Source organism: Streptomyces sp. NBC_01808, assembly GCF_035917395.1.
In the GTDB taxonomy this organism is placed as follows: domain Bacteria; phylum Actinomycetota; class Actinomycetes; order Streptomycetales; family Streptomycetaceae; genus Streptomyces.
In genome coordinates this window covers 1481927-1501336 of sequence record NZ_CP109072.1, presented here as the reverse complement: position 1 = coordinate 1501336, position 19410 = coordinate 1481927, and the positions used below count along the sequence as shown (strand labels likewise).

Here is a 19410-nt window from a genome sequence, read left to right as displayed (position 1 = left end):
CCCGGCGACCCGAAGCCCTTCCCGCGCAGCAACGGCCCGCCCGGCCGCTGGTCGCTTGGCTCTTGCGACACCGGTAACGTAGCAGGGGACACAAGAGGAGGAGGGGCATTTCCTTGTCTGCAGCAGGGTGTTCGCCCCAGCACAGCTGATGACGGAGCCGATGCCGACGTCCGTACCTGAGCCGGAGCCTGAGAGCGCGGCGGTGGAGCCGTACGCAAGGGAACCGGCGAGGCAAGAGCCCGAGCCCGTCGAGGCCGGGCCCGTGCCGCTCGGCGTCGCGCGCACGCCCACCGGCAACGCCGACGTCGACGCCGCGCTCGACCGCCTCGCGGACGCCGACGAGCTGCCGACCGGCAGCCACCTGGAGGTCTACGAGGACGCCCACGGCCGGATGCGCGAGGCGCTGGAGGAGCTGGACCGCAGCCAGGGGCCGCCGCCCGCGCAGTCACCGGTCGGCCCCGCGTCGTACGCCCACGGCCAGAACCGCCCCGCCCCGCCCGCGGGCCCCGCGCCGTACGGCCAGGGCCACGCCCGGCCCGGCCCGCCCGTGCCTCCGCCGCCATCCGCGCCGCACGGCCCCACCCCGCCCCGTCCCGGCGCGCACCCGTACCGGCCGGGGAACCCGTGAGCGGTGCCCGGCGGCGCCGGCTCGACGCCGAGCTGGTGAGCCGCGAGCTGGCCCGCTCGCGTGAGCACGCCGGGCGGCTCATCGCCGCGGGCCGGGTCACCGTCGGCGGCCTGGTCGCCAGCAAGCCCGCCACCCAGGTCGAGACGTCCGCCGCCGTCGTCGTCGTCCCCGACGACGCCGACCCCGACTACGTCTCCCGCGGCGGCCACAAGCTCGCCGGCGCGCTCGCGGCGTTCGAGCCCCAAGGGCTGCGCGTCGCCGGGCGCCGCGCCCTGGACGCCGGCGCCTCCACCGGCGGCTTCACCGACGTGCTGCTGCGCGCCGGAGCCGCGCATGTCGTCGCCGTGGACGTCGGCTACGGGCAGCTCGCGTGGAAGCTGCAGAGCGACGAGCGGGTCACCGTCAGGGACCGTATGAACGTCCGCGAGCTGACCCTCGACCACCTCGGCGGCGAGCCGGCCGAACTCGTCGTCGGCGACCTGTCGTTCATCCCGCTCGGGCTCGTGCTGCCCGCGCTGGTGCGCTGCGCCACGTCCGACGCGGACCTCGTGCTCATGGTCAAGCCGCAGTTCGAGGTCGGCAAGGAACGCCTGGGCAGCGGCGGCGTGGTGCGCAGCGCGGAGCTGCGCGCCGAGGCCGTACGCGGGGTCGCGGGGCAGGGGGCGGCGCTCGGGTTGGGGGTGCTCGGTGTGACGGCCAGCCCGTTGCCCGGGCCGAAGGGAAACGTCGAGTATTTTCTGTGGCTGCGCGCCGGGGCGCCCGCGCTGGACCCGGCGGACGTGGCACGTGCCGTGGCGGAGGGGCCCCGATGACAGACCGCACCGTGTTCCTGCTCGCCCATACCGGCCGGCCCGCGGCGATCCGCAGCGCCGAGCTGGTCGTGCGCGGCCTGCTGCGCTGCGGCGTCGGCGTGCGCGCGCTGGCCGGCGAGGCGGCGGACCTGCCGCTGCCGGCGGAGACGGAGCTGGTGGAGGCGGGCCCGGGGGTGATGGATGACTGCGAGCTGCTGATCGTGCTGGGCGGCGACGGCACGCTGCTGCGCGGCGCCGCCTTCGCCCGCAAGTCCGGCGTGCCGATGCTCGGCGTCAACCTCGGCCGCGTCGGCTTCCTCGCCGAGGCCGAGCGGGACGACCTCGACAAGGTCGTGGACCGCGTGGTGACCAAGGAGTACGAGGTCGAGGAGCGGATGACGCTCGACGTCCTCGTACGGAACGAGGGCAGGACCGTGCACGCCGACTGGGCGCTCAACGAGGCGTCCGTCGAGAAGGCCGCCCGCGAGCGGATGCTCGAGGTCGTCACCGAGGTCGACGGCCGGCCCGTCTCCCGCTTCGGCTGCGACGGCGTCGTCTGCGCGACGCCGACGGGATCGACCGCGTACGCCTTCTCGGCCGGCGGACCCGTCGTCTGGCCCGAGGTGGAGGCGCTGCTGATGGTCCCGATCAGCGCGCACGCGCTGTTCGCCAAGCCGCTCGTGACGTCACCGGACTCCATCCTGGCGGTGGAGGTGCAGCCGAACAACCAGCACGGCGTGCTGTGGTGTGACGGCCGCCGCACGGTCGATCTGCCCTCCGGCGCGCGCGTCGAGGTGCGCCGCGGCGCGGTCCCGGTGCGGCTGGCGCGGCTGCACCACGCGTCGTTCACGGACCGGCTGGTGGCCAAGTTCGCACTGCCGGTGGCGGGCTGGCGCGGGGCGCCGAACTGACGCGCGGCCCGTCCCACGCGCGGTCCTTCCGCCCGCCGCCGCGGCCCGGCGGCACGGCCCGGTCGCGCCGCCGGCCGGACCCTGATCACGACGCCCCTCGCGACGCGGTGCCGGAACCTCGTATGGTCGTACCGTGTTGGAGGAGATGCGGATCCAGTCCCTGGGCGTCATCGACGACGCGGTCGTCGAGCTGTCGCCCGGCTTCACGGCCGTGACGGGCGAGACCGGCGCCGGCAAGACCATGGTCGTCACCAGCCTCGGGCTGCTGCTCGGCGGGCGCGCGGACGCCGCCCTCGTACGCATCGGCGCCAAGTCCGCCGTCGTGGAGGGCCGGGTCGCCGTGGGCGACGGCTCGCCCGCGGCGGTACGGGCCGAGGACGCCGGTGCCGAGCTGGACGACGGCGCCCTGCTCATCAGCCGCACCGTCTCGGCGGAAGGCCGCTCCCGGGCGCACCTGGGCGGCCGCGGCGTTCCCGTGGGGCTCCTCGGCGAGCTGGCCGAGGACCTCGTCGCCGTGCACGGGCAGACCGACCAGCAGGGGCTGCTGAAGCCCGCGCGGCAGCGGCAGGCCCTCGACAGGTACGCGGGCGACGCCGTCGCCGTGCCGCTGGCCAAGTACTCGGCGGCGTACCGCAGGCTGCGCGCCGTCAGCGCCGAGCTGGACGAGATCACCACCCGCGCGCGTGAGCGGTTGCAGGAGGCGGACCTGCTGCGCTTCGGGCTCGACGAGGTCGCCGCCGCGGAGCCGCGGGCCGGCGAGGACGTCGAGCTGGCCGCCGAGGCCGAACGGCTGGGTCACGCCGAGGCGCTTGCCGCCGCCTCCGCCGCCGCACACGCCGCGCTCGCGGGCGACCCGGCGGACCCCGAGGCCGTCGACGCCGGCACGCTCGTCGCGGGCGCACAGCGCGCCCTGGCGGCCGTACGGGCCCACGACCCGGCGCTCGCCGGGCTCGCCGACCGGCTCACCGAGGTCGGCATCCTCCTCGGCGACGTCGCGCAGGAGCTGGCCGCGTACGGCGACGGCATCGACGCCGATCCGCTGCGGCTGGCCGCGGTGGAGGAGCGCCGCTCGGTCCTCACCCACCTCACCCGCAAGTACGGCCACGAGCCCGCCGCGGCCGCCGGGGGAGAGGCGGGCGACGGCAGCGTCTCCGCGGTCCTCGCCTGGGCCGAGGCGGGCGCCGCCCGGCTCGCCGAGCTCGACGGCGACGACGAGCGCATCGAGGAGCTGACCGCCGAGCGCGACGCCCTGCGCGGTGAGCTGGCGCTGCTGGCGGAGGCGCTGACCGAGGCGCGCGGCGACGCGGCGGAACGCTTCGGCGCCGCCGTCACCGACGAGCTGACCGAGCTGGCGATGCCGCACGCGCGGGTGACGGTCGACCTGCGCCGCACCGAGGTCGCCGCGGACGCCGACGGGCTTGAGATCGGCGGCAGGAACGTCGCGTACGGACCCACGGGCGTCGACGAGGCCGAGCTGCTGCTCGCCCCGCACCCCGGCGCACCGCCGCGGCCGATCGCCAAGGGCGCCTCGGGCGGCGAGCTGTCGCGCGTGATGCTGGCGGTCGAGGTGGTCTTCGCCGGCTCGGACCCCGTGCCGACGTACCTCTTCGACGAGGTCGACGCGGGCGTCGGCGGCAAGGCGGCGGTCGAGGTGGGCCGCCGGCTCGCGCGGCTGGCGCGCGGCGCCCAGGTCGTCGTGGTGACGCACCTGCCGCAGGTCGCGGCCTTCGCCGACCGGCAGTTGCTGGTGGAGAAGACCAGCGACGGCGCGGTCACCCGCAGCGGCGTGACCGTCCTGGACGGCGAGGCGCGGGTGCGGGAGCTGTCGCGCATGCTGGCGGGCCAGGAGGACTCCGAGACGGCGCGCGCGCACGCGGAAGAGCTGCTCGCGGCGGCCCGCGCGGGGGCGGAGTAGCCCGCGGCCGCCTGACGGTGGCGGTGTGACCTGGGACTACCCAGGGGGCGGGAGGCCGCGTGTGGGCCGAACGGGTGCCGTGGGGCAACCCGGATCGTGCGGGATGCGTCTATCGGGGTGGTTGGGCGGAATGCACCGCGCTGTCCGCCGCCTTCGCGGGTCGTACCGGCGCACGACGGACGTGCGGGGCATCGCCCGGAAGGGTGGTGCATGTCTGACCTGTACGCCCGTACAGAGCGGTTGACGGCGCCGAGCCGGGTCCGGCCGCTCCTTGGGAGTGGCATCCTGGGCAGGCCCTGCGACGCCACGGACAGGAGTTCCGGCCCAGTGAGCAGCACCCCCGCACCGCCCCACGGCCCGACCGCGCTGCACGCCGTGCAGCTCGTCGGCCGCGGCGTGGGCGGCAGCGGTGTTCATGTGCGCTCGCTGGCGGCCGGGTTGGTGGCCCGGGGCATCCGGGTCACGGTGGTCGCGACGCCGGCCACCGCCGAGCGCTACGGCTTCGCCGCCGCCGGCGCCGTCGTCGCCCGGCTGCCCGAGCGCGGCGGGCTGGCCACCGCGCCGCTGTGCACGGCGACCACGCTGCGCGCGGCCTGCGCCGGCGCAGACCTCGTCCACGCGCACGGCCTGCAGTGCGGGCTGATGGCGTGCTCGACGATCCTGGGCCAGCGCAGGCCGCTGGTCGTCACCTGGCACACCCGGAGCGACCCGGACGGGGTACGGGGCCGGATGATGCCGCTCCTCGAACGACGTGTGTCCCGCTCCGCCCGCGTCGTCCTCGGCGCCACCACCGACCTCGTCGACGGCGCCCGCCGCCGCGGCGCCCGCGACGCGCGGCTCGCGCCCATCGCCGTCCCCGCGCCCCGTCACCCGCACCCGGGCGGCGACGGCGCCGCGCTGCGCAAGCAGCAGGTGCGCGCGGAACTCGGCGCCCCGGACCGGCCCCTGGTGCTCACCGCCGCCCCGCTCGACGCGTACGGCACCCACGAACCGCTGCTGGAGGCCGCCCGCATGTGGCGGGCGCTGCCGGAGCAGCCGCTGCTCGCCGTCGCCGGCGAGGGCCCGGCGCGCGGGAAGCTCCAGCGCCGTATCGACGCCGAGAAGCTGCCCGTACGGCTCCTGGGCCGCCGCGACGACCTGCCCCGGCTGCTGGCCGCCGCGGACGTCGCGGTGCTGTCCAGTCCGTGGGAGGCGCGCCCCGTGCTGGCCCAGGAGGCGCTGCACGCGGGCGCCCCGCTGGTGGCCACGGCGGTCGGCGGCGTCCCCGAACTCGTCGGCGACGCGGCGGAGCTGGTGCCGTACGGGGACGCCCGCGCGCTCGCCGACGCGGTGGCGGCCCTGCTCCACGACCCGGCCCACCGCGCGGCCCTGTCCGCCGCGGGCCGCGCCCAGGCCGGCACCTGGCCGACGGAGGACGACACCGTCACCCAGGTCCTGTCGATCTACGACGAGTTGATGACGTACGGCGAGGCCTGACGGCCTCGGGCCGGGCGGTCGTGCGAACGAAGGGGCGGCGACTGCGCTCCCGCAGCCCCGCGCGGAGCGCTACCCGTACGCCCCCGACGCGCTCAGCCGCAGCGCCGTGTCGATCAGCGGCACGTGGCTGAACGCCTGCGGGAAGTTGCCCACTTGGCGCTGCAGCCGCGGGTCCCACTCCTCCGCGAGCAGCCCCAGGTCGTTCCGGAGCGCCAGCAGCTTCTCGAACAACTGCCGCGCCTCCTGCACCCGTCCGATCATCGCCAGGTCGTCCGCCATCCAGAACGAGCAGGCGAGGAACGCCCCCTCGTCGCCCGGCAGCCCGTCGCTGCCCGTCTCGTCGCCCGCGGTCGGGTAGCGGCGGATGAAGCCGTCGGGGGTGCCCAGCTCGCGCTGGATGGCCTCAATGGTGCCGATGACGCGCTTGTCGTCCGGCGGCAGAAAGCCGACCTGCGGGATCAGCAGCAGCGAGGCGTCCAGCTCCTGCGAGCCGTAGGACTGCGTGAAGGTGTTGCGCTGCCGGTCGTAGCCCTTCTCGCACACGTCCCGGTGGATGTCGTCGCGCAGCCGCTGCCAGCGCTCCAGCGGGCCGTCCGCCTCGCCGGACTCGATGAGCTTGATCGTGCGGTCGACGGCGACCCAGGTCATCACCTTGGAGTGGACGAAGTGCCGCCGCGGGCCGCGCACCTCCCACAGCCCCTCGTCGGGGCGGTCCCAGTTCTCCTCGACCCAGCGGATCATCTTCAGTTGCAGCAGCGAGGCGTAGTCGTTGCGGGTGAGGCCCGTCATGTGGGCGAGGTGCAGCGCCTCGACGACCTCGCCGTAGACGTCGAGCTGCAACTGCCCCGCCGCGCCGTTGCCGGCGCGCACCGGACGGGACCCCTCGTACCCCGGCAGCCAGTCCAGCTCCGACTCGCCCAGCTCGCGCTCGCCGGCGATGCCGTACATGATCTGCAGGTTCTCCGGGTCGCCCGCGACGGCGCGCAGCAGCCACTCGCGCCAGGCGCGGGCCTCCTCGTGGTACCCGGTGCGCAGCAGGGACGACAGCGTGATGGCGGCGTCGCGCAGCCAGGTGAAGCGGTAGTCCCAGTTGCGCACGCCGCCGATGTCCTCGGGCAGCGAGGTGGTGGGCGCGGCGACGATGCCGCCGGTCGGCTCGTACGTCAGGGCCTTGAGCGTGATCAGCGAGCGGATCACCGCGTGCCGGTAGGGGCCGTGGTACGTACAGTGCTCGGTCCACTCCTGCCAGAAGTCCTCGGTGGCGGTGAGCGACGCCTCGGGGTCGGCCGGCTGCGGCGGCTCAAGGTGCGAGGGCTGCCAACTGATCGTGAACGCCAGCCGGTCGCCGGGGCCGACGGTGAAGTCGGAGTACGTCGTGAGGTCCCGGCCGTACGTCGGCACCGGGGCGTCGAGCCACACGGAGTCCGGCCCGGCGACGCCGACGGTGCGGCCGTCCTCGGCCTGGTGCACCCACGGCACGATCCGGCCGTAGGAGAAGCGCATCCGGAGCGCGGAGCGCATCGGCACCCGGCCCGTGACGCCCTCCACGATGCGGATGAGCTGCGGTGAGGCGCCGTCGCGCGGGGGCATGAAGTCGATCAGCCGGACCGTGCCGCGCGGGGTGTCCCACTCGGACTCCAGCACCAGCGAGTCGCCCCGGTAGCGCCGCCGGGTGGCGGGCGGCGGGGAGGACTCCGGGGCGTACGCGGGACCGAGGCGCCAGAAGCCGTGCTCCTCGGTCCCCAATAGGGCGGCGAACACCGCATGGGAGTCGAACCGGGGCAGGCAGAGCCAGTCGGCCGTGCCGTCGCGACGGACGAGCGCTGCCGTCTGCATGTCGCCCAGAAGTGCGTAGTCCTCGATCCGCCCGGCCACGTGCCTCTCCAGCTAGAAGTGCGTTCCGCAGAGGATAAAGCCTTCGCGTGCGCGCGTGCGCCACGGTCGCGGATTCCGCCTCATCCGATCGGGTCGGGCGGACGGACGGCGGTCGGCCGCGGGCGGTGACCAGGGGATTACTGATACCCTGGTAGCCCGTGGAGCGGAGGGCCGGCCGGGCATGTGGCGGCGGCGCTCGCCGAGCGACCCACCTCGATCTGGGGCACCCCGCCACGCACCTCATCAGCGACCACGGGAGCCCCTCTTGGCCATGCCATCCACGACGTCAAAGCACATCTTCGTCACGGGAGGCGTCGCCTCCTCGCTCGGCAAGGGGCTCACCGCCTCCAGCCTGGGTGCCCTGCTCAAGGCGCGCGGGCTGCGGGTCACGATGCAGAAGCTCGACCCGTATCTGAACGTCGACCCCGGCACGATGAACCCCTTCCAGCACGGCGAGGTCTTCGTCACGAACGACGGCGCCGAGACCGACCTCGACATCGGGCACTACGAGCGCTTCCTCGACGTCGACCTCGACGGCTCGGCGAACGTCACCACCGGCCAGGTCTACTCCTCGGTGATCGCCAAGGAGCGCCGCGGCGAGTACCTGGGCGACACGGTGCAGGTGATCCCGCACATCACCAACGAGATCAAGTCCCGGATCCGGCGCATGTCCTCCGACGACGTGGACGTGGTGATCACGGAAGTCGGCGGCACCGTCGGCGACATCGAGTCGCTGCCGTTCCTGGAGGCCGTCCGCCAGGTGCGGCACGAGGTCGGCCGGGACAACGTGTTCGTCGTCCACATCTCGCTGCTGCCGTACATCGGCCCGTCCGGCGAGCTGAAGACCAAGCCGACCCAGCACTCGGTCGCCGCGCTGCGCAGCATCGGCATCCAGCCGGACGCGATCGTGCTGCGCGCGGACCGCGAGGTGCCGGCGGCGATCAAGCGGAAGATCTCGCTCATGTGCGACGTCGACGAGGCCGCCGTCGTCGCCGCCATCGACGCCAAGTCGATCTACGACATCCCCAAGGTGCTGCACGCGGAGGGCCTGGACGCGTACGTCGTCCGCAAGCTGGACCTGCCGTTCCGGGACGTGGACTGGACCGAGTGGGACGACCTGCTGCGCCGCGTGCACGAGCCGGCGCACGAGGTGACGATCGCGCTCGTCGGCAAGTACATCGACCTGCCCGACGCCTATCTGTCGGTCACCGAGGCGATCCGCGCCGGCGGCTTCGCCAACAACGCCCGCGCCAAGATCAAATGGGTCACGTCCGACGACTGCCGCACGCCGCAGGGCGCCCGCAAGCACCTCGCGGACGTGGACGGCATCGTCATCCCCGGCGGCTTCGGCGAGCGCGGTGTGGAGGGCAAGATCGGCGCGGTCACCTACGCCAGGGAGAACCGGGTGCCGCTGCTCGGCATCTGCCTCGGCCTGCACTGCATCGTCATCGAGGCGGCGCGGAACCTCGCGGGCATCGGGGGCGCGAACTCCACGGAGTTCGACCAGGCCGCGACCGACCCGGTGATCTCCACCATGGAGGAGCAGCTCGACATCGTCGCCGGCGAGGGCGACATGGGCGGCACGATGCGCCTGGGACTCTACCCGGCCAAGCTGGCGGAGGGTTCGGTGGTGCGGGAGGCGTACGCGGACCAGCCGTACGTCGAGGAGCGCCACCGGCACCGCTACGAGGTCAACAACTCCTACCGCAGCGAGCTGGAGAAGAAGGCCGGCCTCTCGTTCTCCGGCACCTCCCCGGACAACAAGCTGGTGGAGTACGTGGAGTACCCGCGCGAGGTGCACCCGTACCTGGTCTCCACCCAGGCCCACCCCGAGCTGCGCTCGCGGCCCACCCGGCCGCACCCGCTCTTCGCCGGGCTGCTGAAGGCCGCCGTCGCGAGGCACGAGGCGGCGAAGGAAACGGGAGCACAGCAGCAGGGCGGCGTGCAGCAGCAGGCCGGCCCGCACGGCGCGCACGCGGGTGCGCAGAAGCCGGTGGCCGCCGTGCGCGAGGGGGGCAAGTGATGGCGGAGCAGTTGAAGGACACCGCGGCCGAGTGGAAGATCGTCGCCTCCGAGACGCCGTTCAAGGGCGCCAAGACCTCCGTGCGCACGGACGACGTGGTGATGCCCGACGGCACCGTGGCCCGCCGCGACTACCAGGTCCACCCCGGCTCGGTCGCCATCCTCGCCCTCGACGACGAGGACCGCGTGCTGGTGCTCAACCAGTACCGCCACCCCGTACGGCACAAGCTCTGGGAGATCCCCGCGGGACTCCTCGACGTGCCCGGTGAGAACCCGCTGAGCGCCGCCCAGCGCGAGCTGTACGAGGAGGCGCACGTCAGGGCCGACGACTGGCGCGTGCTGGTCGACGTGTACACCACGCCGGGCGGCTGCGACGAAGCCGTGCGCGTCTTCCTCGCCCGCGGGGTGACCGACGCCGACGGAGAGCGCTACGCCGCCCACGGCGAGGAGCTGGACCTCGTGATCGACCGCGTGCCTGTGGCCGATCTGGTGCGCGGCGCCCTCGCCGGGGACCTGCACAACAACTGCCTGATGCTGGGCGTGCTGGCGCTCCAGGCGGCCCGCGCGGACGGCGGTCTGGACGCGCTGCGCCCGGCGAACGCCCCCTGGCCGGCCCGCCCGTTCACGCCCTGAACAGCGCAGGTGGGGGGCCGCCGGGCGGTTGATCCGATGCGGTGATTTTCGTTCCGGCGTTCGGCCATGTGCCGTCACGTGACCCGGCCTTCACGCTGGGTGAATTACGCTCACCGGCGTGACGGAACAGGCCGCCCCCCACCGGTTCGTCGGCAGGACCCGCGAGCTCGACGCCCTGCGCGCCGACATCGCCCGCGCCGGGCTCGACACCCTCGCCGGCCGCCCCGCCCCGCGCAGCCGGGTGCTGCTCATCGCCGGGCGGCCGGGCTCCGGGCGCAGCGCGCTCGCCGCCGAGCTGGCCCGCGGCGTCGCCGGCGACTACCCGGGCGGGGTGCACACCGCGCGGCTCTCGGGACCGGGCGGCGAGGCGGTCCCGCTGGAGCGGGCCGTACGCGACCTCCTCGACGCCCTCGGCGTCCCGCCGGTCGCCGGGGCGGGCCCCGACCACCTCGCCGGGGAGCTGCGCGCCGCGCTGGCCGAGCGCTCCGCGCTGCTCGTCCTCGACGACGTCACGGCCCCCGAGCAGTTGCTCGAACTGGTCCCCGAGTCCCGTGACTGCCTCGTCGTGGCCGTCGCCGAGGGCCCGCTGAAGGGCGTGCCCGACGTCCGGCCGTGCACCCTGGGCGGGCTGGAGCCCGCGGCGGCGCTGGCGCTGATCGCCTCGTACGCGGGGGAGACACGCATCGCCTGCGACCCCGAGGCCACGCACGTGCTGGCCGAGGAGTGCGCGGGACTCCCCGCGGCGCTGGTGCTCGCCGGCGGCTGGCTCGCCGGGCACCCGCAGGCGTGCGTCGCCGACGCCGTGCGGGAGCTGCGCCGCAAGGGCGACAGCACCGAGGGGTCCGCCGGGCGGCCGTCCGGGCCGAAGGCGCTGGCGCGGGCGTTCCGGCTCGTATACGAATCGCTGCCGCCGTCCGTCGCGCAACTGCTGCGGCTGCTGCCGCTGGCGCCCGCCGGCGCCGTCGACGCCCACTCCGCCTCCGCGCTCGCCGGCTGCACCGTCGCCGCGGCCCGCACCACGCTCGCGGACTGCGCGGGCCAGGGCCTGCTGCGCGAGGTGCCGCAGCAGGACCAGGTGAACCTCACCCAGTACGAGGTGCCCGGCTGTCTGCAGCCGCTGCTGCGCGGGGTGCTGGAGGCGGGCGTGGGCCAGGAGGAGATGCTGCTCGCGCGGGCCCGGATGCTGGAGCGCTACGTACGCCTGCTGCAGTCCTGCCGCGCCGTCACGGAGCCCGCGGGATCCGCGGTGCACACCCGGCTCGCGGGGCTGCCGCGGGCGCTGCGCTTCCCGTCGCCGGAGGCCGCCGCCGCGTGGCTGCGCAGCCGGCTGCCCTCGCTGCTGGCGGCGGCCCGGATCGCGGTCGCCGACGGAGAGCTGGACACGCTGGCGCGGCGGCTGGTGGCCGCGCTGTCGCGGGCGCTGGGCGCGCACCGGGGCGAGGCGGAGGCGGCGCCCGAGCAGTACCGGCTGCACGAGCTGGTGCTGGGCGTCGCCGAGCGGCGCGGGCTGGTGTGGGAGAAGGCGGCGGCGCTGCTCAACCTGGGCGACCTGGACCTGCGCGCGGAGCGGCCCCACGAGGCGCTGGGCCGGTACCGGGGGGCGCTGGCGGCGGCGCGCGAGGCGCGGGACCCGCAGCCGGTGGGGCGGGCGCTGGAGTCGGTGGGGGCGGCGTACCAGGCGCTGCGGGACTGGGGCCGGGCGGCGGACTGGTTCGGGCGGGCGCTGGCGCTGCGGCAGACGCGCGGCGAGCTGGCCGACGAGGCGCGGCTGCGCGCGCGGCTGGGCGCGGTGCACACGTACGCCGGGGCCTGGGGCTGGGCGCTGCGCGAGTGGCGCGCGGCGGCGGCGGCCCACCGCAGGCTCGGGGACGTCGGCGGGCACGCGCGGGCGCTGGGCGAGGTGGCCCGGGTGCAGCAGTACGCGGGGCGCCCGCGGGAGGCCATCAGGACGTGCACGCGCGCGGTGGACGTGGCGCGGCTCTCGGGCGACACCGCCCTGCGGGCGGCGGTGCAGTTGCGGCTGGCGGACCTCGTCGACGGCGTGGGCGATCCGGAGGCCGCGGAGCTGCACCGGGCGGCGGCGGGGCGGCTGGCGGAGCAGGTCCCGGAGGCGGCCGCGATGCGGGCCGCCGCCGTGGCCGTAGCGGAGTCGGAAGCGGAACGTGCGGACGATCCCGGGCCCGCGCCCGCGGGCGGGTCCGCGGGCGGGTCCGCCGCGGAGCCCGTACCGGAGCCCGCCGCCGGGCCGGGGAGCGCGGACGGTGACGCTCCGGACGACGGGGAGCGTGCCCCCGGTACCGGCCCCGCGGCCGTTCCGGAGGACTCCGCGGAACCCGTGCCGCAGCCCGTGGAGGCCGCCGCCGAGACCGTCCCGGCGGAGGGCCCCGAGCCCGCCGCCGGGGAGGGCCCGAAGGCGGGGCCGGCGCCCCGACCGGCCGCCGCGGACCTGTGAATCCATCGACACATCGCAGAAATCTGCCTGTTTCAAAGGCTGGACTCAGAGGATTCCTTCATTAAGAATGACCAAGCCGCGGCGGGCACCCCGACCGCGGCCTGACGAGTTCCCTCACCCCAAGGACCGTGATCCATCGTGAAGGTCGGCATTCCACGCGAGGTCAAGAACAACGAGTTCCGGGTGGCCATCACGCCCGCCGGAGTCCACGAGCTGGTCCGCCACCGCCACGAGGTCGTCGTGGAGCAGGGCGCGGGCGCCGGCTCGTCCATCCCGGACGAGGAGTACGTGGCCGCCGGGGCGGAGATCCTGCCCACGGCAGACGCCGTGTGGGCCGCGGCGGACCTGATGCTGAAGGTCAAGGAACCGATCGCGGAGGAGTACCAACGCCTCCGCAAGGGCCAGGTGCTCTTCACCTACCTCCACCTCGCCGCCTCCCGCCCGTGCACCGACGCGCTGCTGGAGTCCGGCACCACCGCCATCGCGTACGAGACGGTGGAGACGGCCGACCGGCAACTGCCGCTGCTCGCCCCGATGTCGGAGGTCGCCGGCCGGCTCGCGCCCCAGGTCGGCGCGTACCACCTGATGCGCTCGCAGGGCGGCCGCGGCGTGCTGCCGGGCGGCGTGCCCGGCGTGGTGCCGGGGCAGGCGGTCGTGATCGGCGGCGGCGTCTCCGGCTGGAACGCCACGCAGATCGCCGTCGGCATGGGCTTCCACGTCACGCTGCTCGACACCGACGTGCGCAAGCTGCGCGAGGCGGACAAGGTCTTCGGTACGAAGGTGCGCACCCTCGCCTCCAACGCCTACGCCCTCGGGCAGGCGGTCGTGGAAGCCGACCTGGTCATCGGCGCGGTGCTCATCCCGGGCGCGAAGGCGCCCAAGCTCGTCGACAACGAGCTGGTGTCGCGGATGAAGCCGGGAAGTGTCCTTGTCGACATCGCGATCGATCAGGGCGGCTGCTTCGCCGATTCGCGTCCGACCACGCACGCGGAGCCGACTTTCCGGGTGCACGAATCGGTCTTCTACTGCGTCGCCAACATGCCCGGCGCAGTGCCCAACACGTCCACGTACGCGCTGACCAACGCCACGCTCCCGTACATCGTCAAGCTCGCGAACCTCGGCTGGCGGGGCGCGCTGCGCGCCGATCCGGCGCTCGCGCTCGGCCTCAACACCCACGAAGGGCAGGTCGTTTACGGTCCCGTAGCGGAAGCGCACGGTCTTCCGGCGACCGAACTCGCGCGCGTACTTGGCTGATTTCGCGCAGGTGCGCGGCACGTCGACCACATCGGCGACACTGTCAACTCCGGTTCACCAGCCGAACCTTGTCACCAGCGGTTCGGCCGGCCGCCGTACCGCCACGAAGGGCGCCCGAAGTGTTGTTCCACACCCGACACATCGTGCTCTGTCTGCGGGATTGTGTTGCTGCGGGACCCCGACACGCCATAGAGTCGCCAATCGTCGGCATGGTGCCACGCTGACCAATCGAGAAGTGCCCTGGTCACCAAGGAGGTAGGACGACTTGTGAATGAGTCGACATTTGCTCCCGGGGGTGGTCGTCCAGGCACGCCTGCGCGGGGCCACGGCCCCTCGGGGGTGGAGGCGCCTGTCGGCTCCGTCGCCGTCCACACCTTCTCGGCACACGCACACCAGGGCGGAAACGTATACCAGAGCATGGACGGTCATCACGTGAACGCCATGACCGGCAGCCAGAGCGGCGGCGAGGACACCACACGTCTCGCCGCATCCGCCACCTCCGACTTCGAGGACCTGTCAGAAGGTCACTTCTACGATCCGGACGCGGACTACGAGCCGGATCCCGAGTACGCCGCGACGCTCGCCCCGGACGCCGCCCGGCAGCGCCGGGAGCGCATCGGTCCCACGGGCCGCCCGCTGCCGTACTTCCCCATCCCGGGCCCGGTCACCGACCACGGCCCGGCGAAGGTCATCGCCATGTGCAACCAGAAGGGCGGCGTCGGCAAGACCACGTCGGCCATCAACCTGGGCGCGGCGCTGGCCGAGTACGGCCGCCGCGTGCTGCTCGTGGACTTCGACCCGCAGGGCGCGCTCTCCGTCGGCCTCGGGGTCAACCCGATGGAGCTGGACCTCACGGTCTACAACCTGCTCATGGAGCGGGGCATGTCGGCCGACGAGGTGCTGCTCAAGACGGCCGTGCCCAACATGGACCTGCTGCCCAGCAACATCGATCTCTCCGCCGCCGAGGTGCAGTTGGTGAGCGAGGTGGCGCGGGAGCAGACGCTGCAGCGCGCGCTGAAGCCGCTGCTGCCCGAGTACGACTACGTCGTCATCGACTGCCAGCCGTCGCTGGGTCTGCTCACGGTCAACGCGCTGACCGCGGCACACAAGGTGATCGTGCCGCTGGAGTGCGAGTTCTTCGCGCTGCGCGGCGTCGCGCTGCTCACCGAGACGATCGAGAAGGTCCAGGAGCGGCTCAACCCCGACCTGGAGCTGGACGGCATCCTCGCCACGATGTACGACTCGCGGACGGTGCACAGCCGCGAGGTGCTGGCGCGCGTCGTCGAGGCCTTCGACGACCACGTCTACCACACGGTCATCGGGCGCACCGTCCGGTTCCCCGAGACCACCGTGGCCGGCGAGCCCATCACCTCGTACGCCTCGAACTCCGTGGGCGCGGCCGCCTACCGCCAGCTCGCCAGGGAGGTGCTCGCCCGGTGCCACGCCGAGTGAGCCTGCCCGGGGCCGACGAGCTTTTCCGCACCACCGGGGGGACCGCGCTCCAGTCGTCCACGCCGCAGTCGGACCGGCAGCGGGCCAACGGCGAGGCGCCCGGGGGCAGTCCGCGCGTACCCGCGCCGGGCCGCGAGGCCGACGCGGAGGCGGCGGGCCAGCAGGCGGAGTCCGGCGCCGGCGCCGAGGAGGCGGGCCCGGACGACGCGGGCGGCTCCGGCGGTACGGGCGAGGACCCGCGGGCCCGCACGGGCACCGGCGGCAAGGCAGGACCGGCGGCTCCCGGCGGCAAGCGCACCGCGACCACCCCCGCGGCCCGGCGCGACCCCGAGGCGACCGAGCACGGCGGCCGGGAGGCCGGCACCGAGGCCGCCCCCGGCGGCAGGGCCCGGCAGGGCGAGCGGGAGCCCGCGGCCCAGGCGCGGGCGAAGTCCGCGCGGCAGAGCGGCGGTTCGGCCGCGGCGGCCCAGCCTAGGCGCGGCCGGGGCCGCGGCGCGGCGCGCCGGCCCAGCGGCCGGGAGCGGCACGACGAGAAGATCACGGTCTACGTCTCCGCCGAGGAGCTGATGGACCTGGAGCACGCCAGGCTCGTGCTCCGTGGCGACCACGGCCTCGCGGTGGACCGCGGCCGGATCGTCCGCGAGGCCGTCGCGGTGGTGCTGGCCGACCTGGAGTCGCGCGGCGACGCGAGCATCCTCGTACGCCGCCTGCGCGGCCGCTGACGCCCCCGCCCGTACGGTCCGGCCGAGCGAGTCCCGGCGGCCCGTAACGGACGACCTGGGCGCCGCCACGACGTTCCCGGCAACCGGGCGGGCACCGCTCCGAGCGATACGCTGCGAGCGATGGACGACAGGCACGACGACCCGCAGCGCCCCGCGCGTACCGCCCGGCGCTCCCTCGGTCGCGGCCCCGGGGTCGCCGCGACGCCCACCAAGCCCGCACCGCGGCCCGTGGAACCGGATCCGGTGCGGGAGCCGTACCCCGAGCCGATGCCCCTGCCGCAGCCGGAACCGCCGCCCGTGCCGGGGCCTCCGGTGCCCATCCCGGGCCCCGCCCCGCGGCCCGACGAGCCGGGCCCGGCGCCGGACCGGCCCGACCCCGAGCCGGAGACCGAGCCCGCACCGGCGGGACCCGGCGGCGCGGACCCGGCGGAGGAGCCGGCCCCCGAACCCGACCGGGACCCCCAGCCCGAATCCGACGGCGAGCCCGAACCCGGTCCCGCACCCGGCCCCGTACCGGAACCGGACAGCGCCCCGGAGCCCGGCACCGAGCCCGCCGCCGACTCCCGCCCCGCGGCCGACCCGGGGAGCGCCCCCGAACCCGGCACCGAGACCCGCGACGACGAGCCCGACGACGGTGCCTTCCGGGTCCGGCTCGCCAACTTCGAGGGCCCCTTCGACCTCCTCCTCCAGCTCATCTCCAAGCACAAGCTGGACGTCACCGAGGTCTCCCTGCACCGCGTCACCGACGACTTCATGGCCCACATCCGCGCCATGGGCCCCGACTGGGACCTCGACCAGACCACCGAGTTCCTCGTCGTCGCCGCCACCCTCCTCGACCTCAAGGCCGCCCGCCTGCTGCCGTCCGCCGAGGTCGAGGACGAGGAGGACCTCGCGCTGCTGGAGGCCCGCGACCTGCTGTTCGCGCGGCTGCTGCAGTACCGCGCGTACAAGGAGATAGCGGGCATCTTCCACCGCCGGCTGGAGGAGGAGTCGCAGCGGCACCCCCGTACCGTCGGGCTGGAGCCGCACCACGCGGAGCTGCTGCCCGAGGTGGTCATCAGCATCGGCCCGGAAGGCTTCGCCCGGCTCGCGGTCAAGGCGATGCAGCCCAAGCCCGTGCCCCAGGTCTACGTCGACCACATCCACGCCCCGCTCGTCAGCGTCCAGGAACAGGCGCAGATCGTCGTCTCCCGGCTGCGCGAGCACGGTTCGGTCAGCTTCCAGGAACTGATCGCCGACGCCCCCGACCCGCTGACCGTCGTCGCCCGGTTCCTGGCGCTGCTCGAGCTGTACCGGGAGCGGGCCGTGGCCCTCGACCAGGAGGGCGCGCTGGAGCCGCTGACGGTGCGGTGGACGGGGCGGGAGGATGTGGTGCCGGTGGTCACCGACGAGTTCGACACGGCGACCGGCGACGCGGACGCGGCCGGCGGGAACCAAGGCGAAGGCGAGGACGAGCGATGAGCGACGCAGTGGCGGACGTGTCTGAGACGGCCGACGTGTCTGACGCGGCCGGCGCGGCTGACGTGCCGGAGACGGCAGCCGCGGCCGGGCAGCCGGAGAAGGAGGCGAAGGCGGAGGCGGAGAAGGAGGCGGAGGCGAGCCCCACCGCCGGGCTCCCTCTGCGCCCGGCCCTCGAAGCCGTCCTCATGGTCGTCGACGAGCCCGTCACCGCCGAGCACCTGGCCAAGGTCCTCGACCGCCGCCCCCGCGAGATCACCGACGCCCTGCGCGAGCTGTCCGACGAGTACACCGTCCAGGGCCGCGGCTTCGACCTGCGCCACGTCGCCGGCGGCTGGCGCTTCTACACCCGCGCCGCGTACGCCCCCGCCGTCGAGGGCTTCGTCCTCGACGGCCAGCAGTCCCGCCTCACCCAGGCCGCGCTGGAGACCCTCGCGGTCGTCGCGTACCGCCAGCCCGTCTCCCGCTCCCGCGTCTCCGCCGTCCGCGGCGTCAACTGCGACGGTGTCATGCGCACGCTGCTCCAGCGCGGGCTTATCGCGGAGGCGGGCACGGAGGACGGAACAGGTGCGATCCTGTACAGGACGACGAATTACTTCCTGGAGCGGATGGGCCTGCGCGGTCTGGACGAGCTCCCCGAGCTGGCCCCGTTCCTTCCGGACGCGGACGCGGTGGAGGGCGAGTCCCAGGAGGGCGTCCCATCGTTCGACGTGGACGACGAGACCTGACCAACCAACGGACTGACGGTAGATGCGAAGCAGCGGCGGCAGGAACAGCAGGAAGCCCTCGGGCTCCGACCCCCGGGGGGCGGGCGGCAAGCGCGACGCGCAACAGCGCCGGCAGGGCCGTCCCCGCTCCGAGGAGCGGGGACGGCCCCGCCCGGAGGAGCGGCGGTACGAGAAGTCCGGCGTCCCCCAGGGCGAGCGCCCGGGCGGCCCGGGGAAGGGGGGCCGGGGGCGCGGCGGCGCGCCCGCCAGGCCCGCGCGCTCCCGTGAGTACGACGCGCAGTTGGAGGAGCGGGCCAGGGCCCGGCACACCAAGCCGCAGCGCGCGCTGCCGAAGACGTTCGGCGAGCCCGAGGGCGAGCGGCTGCAGAAGGTGCTGGCGCGGGCCGGCATGGGGTCGCGGCGGGCCTGCGAGGAGCTGATCGACCAGGCGCGGGTCGAGGTCAACGGGCGCATCGTCACCGAGCAGGGGCTGCGCGTCGACCCGGAGAAGGACGAGATCAAGGTCGACGGGCTGACCGTGGCCACGCAGTCGTATCTCTTCTTCGCCCTCAACAAGCCCGTCGGCGTGGTCTCCTCCATGGACGACCCGGAGGGTCGGCAGAACCTCGGCGACTACGTGGACAACCGGGAGACCCGGCTCTTCCACGTCGGCCGCCTGGACACCGAGACCGAGGGCATCATCCTGCTCACCAACCACGGCGAGCTGGCCCACCGCCTCACCCACCCCCGCTACGGCGTGAAGAAGACCTACCTCGCCGCGATCCAGGGCCCGCTCCCGCGCGACCTGGGCAAGCGGCTGAAGAACGGCATCCGGCTCGACGACGGCTACGCCAAGGCGGACGACTTCCGGGTGGTGGAGAACACCGGCAAGAACTACCTCGTCGAGGTGGTGCTGCACGAGGGGCGCAAGCACATCGTGCGGCGGATGCTCGCCGAGTCGGGCTTCCCCGTCGACAAGCTGGTGCGGACCCGCTTCGGCCCGATCGCGCTGGGCGACCAGAAGTCGGGCTGGCTGCGCCGGCTGACCAACACCGAGGTCGGGATGCTGATGAAGGAGGTCGGGCTCTGACGGCCCGGCCTGCCCGGTCCGTAC

Annotated in this window: 15 protein-coding genes; 14 read left to right on the top strand and 1 reads right to left on the bottom strand. The window is 74.6% G+C overall.

The features are described from left to right. Positions 1-160: 160 nt before the first annotated feature. The 5 genes from OG946_RS06220 (at position 161) to OG946_RS06200 (ending at position 5721) form a co-directional block, all read left to right on the top strand. Positions 161-628 carry a hypothetical protein gene (locus OG946_RS06220; RefSeq protein WP_326795142.1) on the top strand — a complete coding sequence of 156 codons (468 nt, stop codon included), beginning with the start codon at positions 161-163 and terminating at the stop codon, positions 626-628. Further along, positions 625-1440: a TlyA family RNA methyltransferase gene (locus tag OG946_RS06215; protein ID WP_326795141.1), complete on the top strand. Its 816-nt coding sequence runs from the start codon at positions 625-627 to the stop codon at positions 1438-1440. Before OG946_RS06220 ends, OG946_RS06215 begins: the two co-directional genes overlap by 4 nt. Beyond that, positions 1437-2330, top strand: a complete 894-nt coding sequence (locus OG946_RS06210) for an NAD kinase (protein ID WP_326795140.1) — start codon at positions 1437-1439, stop codon at positions 2328-2330. Before OG946_RS06215 ends, OG946_RS06210 begins: the two co-directional genes overlap by 4 nt. 145 nt (positions 2331-2475) lie before the next feature. Further along, positions 2476-4245, top strand: coding sequence for a DNA repair protein RecN (gene recN / locus OG946_RS06205; RefSeq protein WP_326800158.1), 1770 nt, complete (start codon positions 2476-2478; stop codon positions 4243-4245). A gap of 327 nt (positions 4246-4572) precedes the next feature. Continuing rightward, the gene (locus OG946_RS06200) at positions 4573-5721 is read left to right on the top strand and encodes a glycosyltransferase family 4 protein (RefSeq protein ID WP_326795139.1); all 1149 of its coding nucleotides are present in this window, start codon (positions 4573-4575) and stop codon (positions 5719-5721) included. 69 nt (positions 5722-5790) lie between these two features. Here the strand turns inward: OG946_RS06200 and OG946_RS06195 are convergent, their stop codons facing one another. Next, positions 5791-7596: a glycoside hydrolase family 15 protein gene (locus tag OG946_RS06195; protein ID WP_326795138.1), complete on the bottom strand. Its 1806-nt coding sequence runs from the start codon at positions 7594-7596 to the stop codon at positions 5791-5793. A 271-nt stretch (positions 7597-7867) separates the two neighbouring features. Between OG946_RS06195 and OG946_RS06190 the strand changes: the two genes are divergently transcribed. The 9 genes from OG946_RS06190 (at position 7868) to OG946_RS06150 (ending at position 19386) form a co-directional block, all read left to right on the top strand. Then, positions 7868-9619, top strand: coding sequence for a CTP synthase (locus tag OG946_RS06190; RefSeq protein ID WP_326795137.1), 1752 nt, complete (start codon positions 7868-7870; stop codon positions 9617-9619). Continuing rightward, on the top strand, positions 9619-10251 hold the full coding sequence (locus OG946_RS06185) for an NUDIX hydrolase (protein WP_326795136.1): 633 nt from the start codon (positions 9619-9621) through the stop codon (positions 10249-10251). The genes OG946_RS06190 and OG946_RS06185 overlap by 1 nt, the downstream gene beginning before the upstream one ends. Before the next feature lie 118 nt (positions 10252-10369). Continuing rightward, positions 10370-12703 carry a tetratricopeptide repeat protein gene (locus OG946_RS06180; protein WP_326795135.1) on the top strand — a complete coding sequence of 778 codons (2334 nt, stop codon included), beginning with the start codon at positions 10370-10372 and terminating at the stop codon, positions 12701-12703. 138 nt (positions 12704-12841) lie between these two features. Further along, positions 12842-13957: an alanine dehydrogenase gene (ald, locus tag OG946_RS06175; protein WP_326795134.1), complete on the top strand. Its 1116-nt coding sequence runs from the start codon at positions 12842-12844 to the stop codon at positions 13955-13957. A 267-nt stretch (positions 13958-14224) separates the two neighbouring features. Further along, positions 14225-15409, top strand: a complete 1185-nt coding sequence (locus OG946_RS06170) for a ParA family protein (RefSeq protein ID WP_101425278.1) — start codon at positions 14225-14227, stop codon at positions 15407-15409. Further along, complete coding sequence (locus tag OG946_RS06165) at positions 15406-16131, top strand: hypothetical protein (protein ID WP_442814587.1); 726 nt, start codon at positions 15406-15408, stop codon at positions 16129-16131. The genes OG946_RS06170 and OG946_RS06165 overlap by 4 nt, the downstream gene beginning before the upstream one ends. 120 nt (positions 16132-16251) lie before the next feature. After that, positions 16252-17592, top strand: coding sequence for a segregation and condensation protein A (locus OG946_RS06160; protein WP_326795132.1), 1341 nt, complete (start codon positions 16252-16254; stop codon positions 17590-17592). Beyond that, a complete protein-coding gene (gene scpB, locus OG946_RS06155; RefSeq protein WP_326795131.1) occupies positions 17589-18317 on the top strand; it encodes an SMC-Scp complex subunit ScpB in 729 nt (242 codons plus the stop codon). Before OG946_RS06160 ends, scpB begins: the two co-directional genes overlap by 4 nt. Positions 18318-18339: 22 nt before the next feature. Next, a complete protein-coding gene (locus OG946_RS06150) occupies positions 18340-19386 on the top strand; it encodes a pseudouridine synthase (RefSeq protein WP_047014999.1) in 1047 nt (348 codons plus the stop codon). Positions 19387-19410: the final 24 nt, after the last annotated feature.

Excerpts from the sequence above, each read along its gene's own strand:
- OG946_RS06220 (WP_326795142.1), top strand. The coding sequence starts at position 161 with ATGCCGACGTCCGTACCTGAGCCGGAGCCTGAGAGCGCGGCGGTGGAG.
- OG946_RS06210 (WP_326795140.1), top strand. The coding sequence starts at position 1,437 with ATGACAGACCGCACCGTGTTCCTGCTCGCCCATACCGGCCGGCCCGCG.
- recN (WP_326800158.1), top strand. The coding sequence starts at position 2,476 with ATGCGGATCCAGTCCCTGGGCGTCATCGACGACGCGGTCGTCGAGCTG.
- OG946_RS06190 (WP_326795137.1), top strand. The coding sequence starts at position 7,868 with ATGCCATCCACGACGTCAAAGCACATCTTCGTCACGGGAGGCGTCGCC.
- OG946_RS06185 (WP_326795136.1), top strand. The coding sequence starts at position 9,619 with ATGGCGGAGCAGTTGAAGGACACCGCGGCCGAGTGGAAGATCGTCGCC.
- OG946_RS06160 (WP_326795132.1), top strand. The coding sequence starts at position 16,252 with ATGGACGACAGGCACGACGACCCGCAGCGCCCCGCGCGTACCGCCCGG.
- scpB (WP_326795131.1), top strand. The coding sequence starts at position 17,589 with ATGAGCGACGCAGTGGCGGACGTGTCTGAGACGGCCGACGTGTCTGAC.
- OG946_RS06150 (WP_047014999.1), top strand. The coding sequence starts at position 18,340 with ATGCGAAGCAGCGGCGGCAGGAACAGCAGGAAGCCCTCGGGCTCCGAC.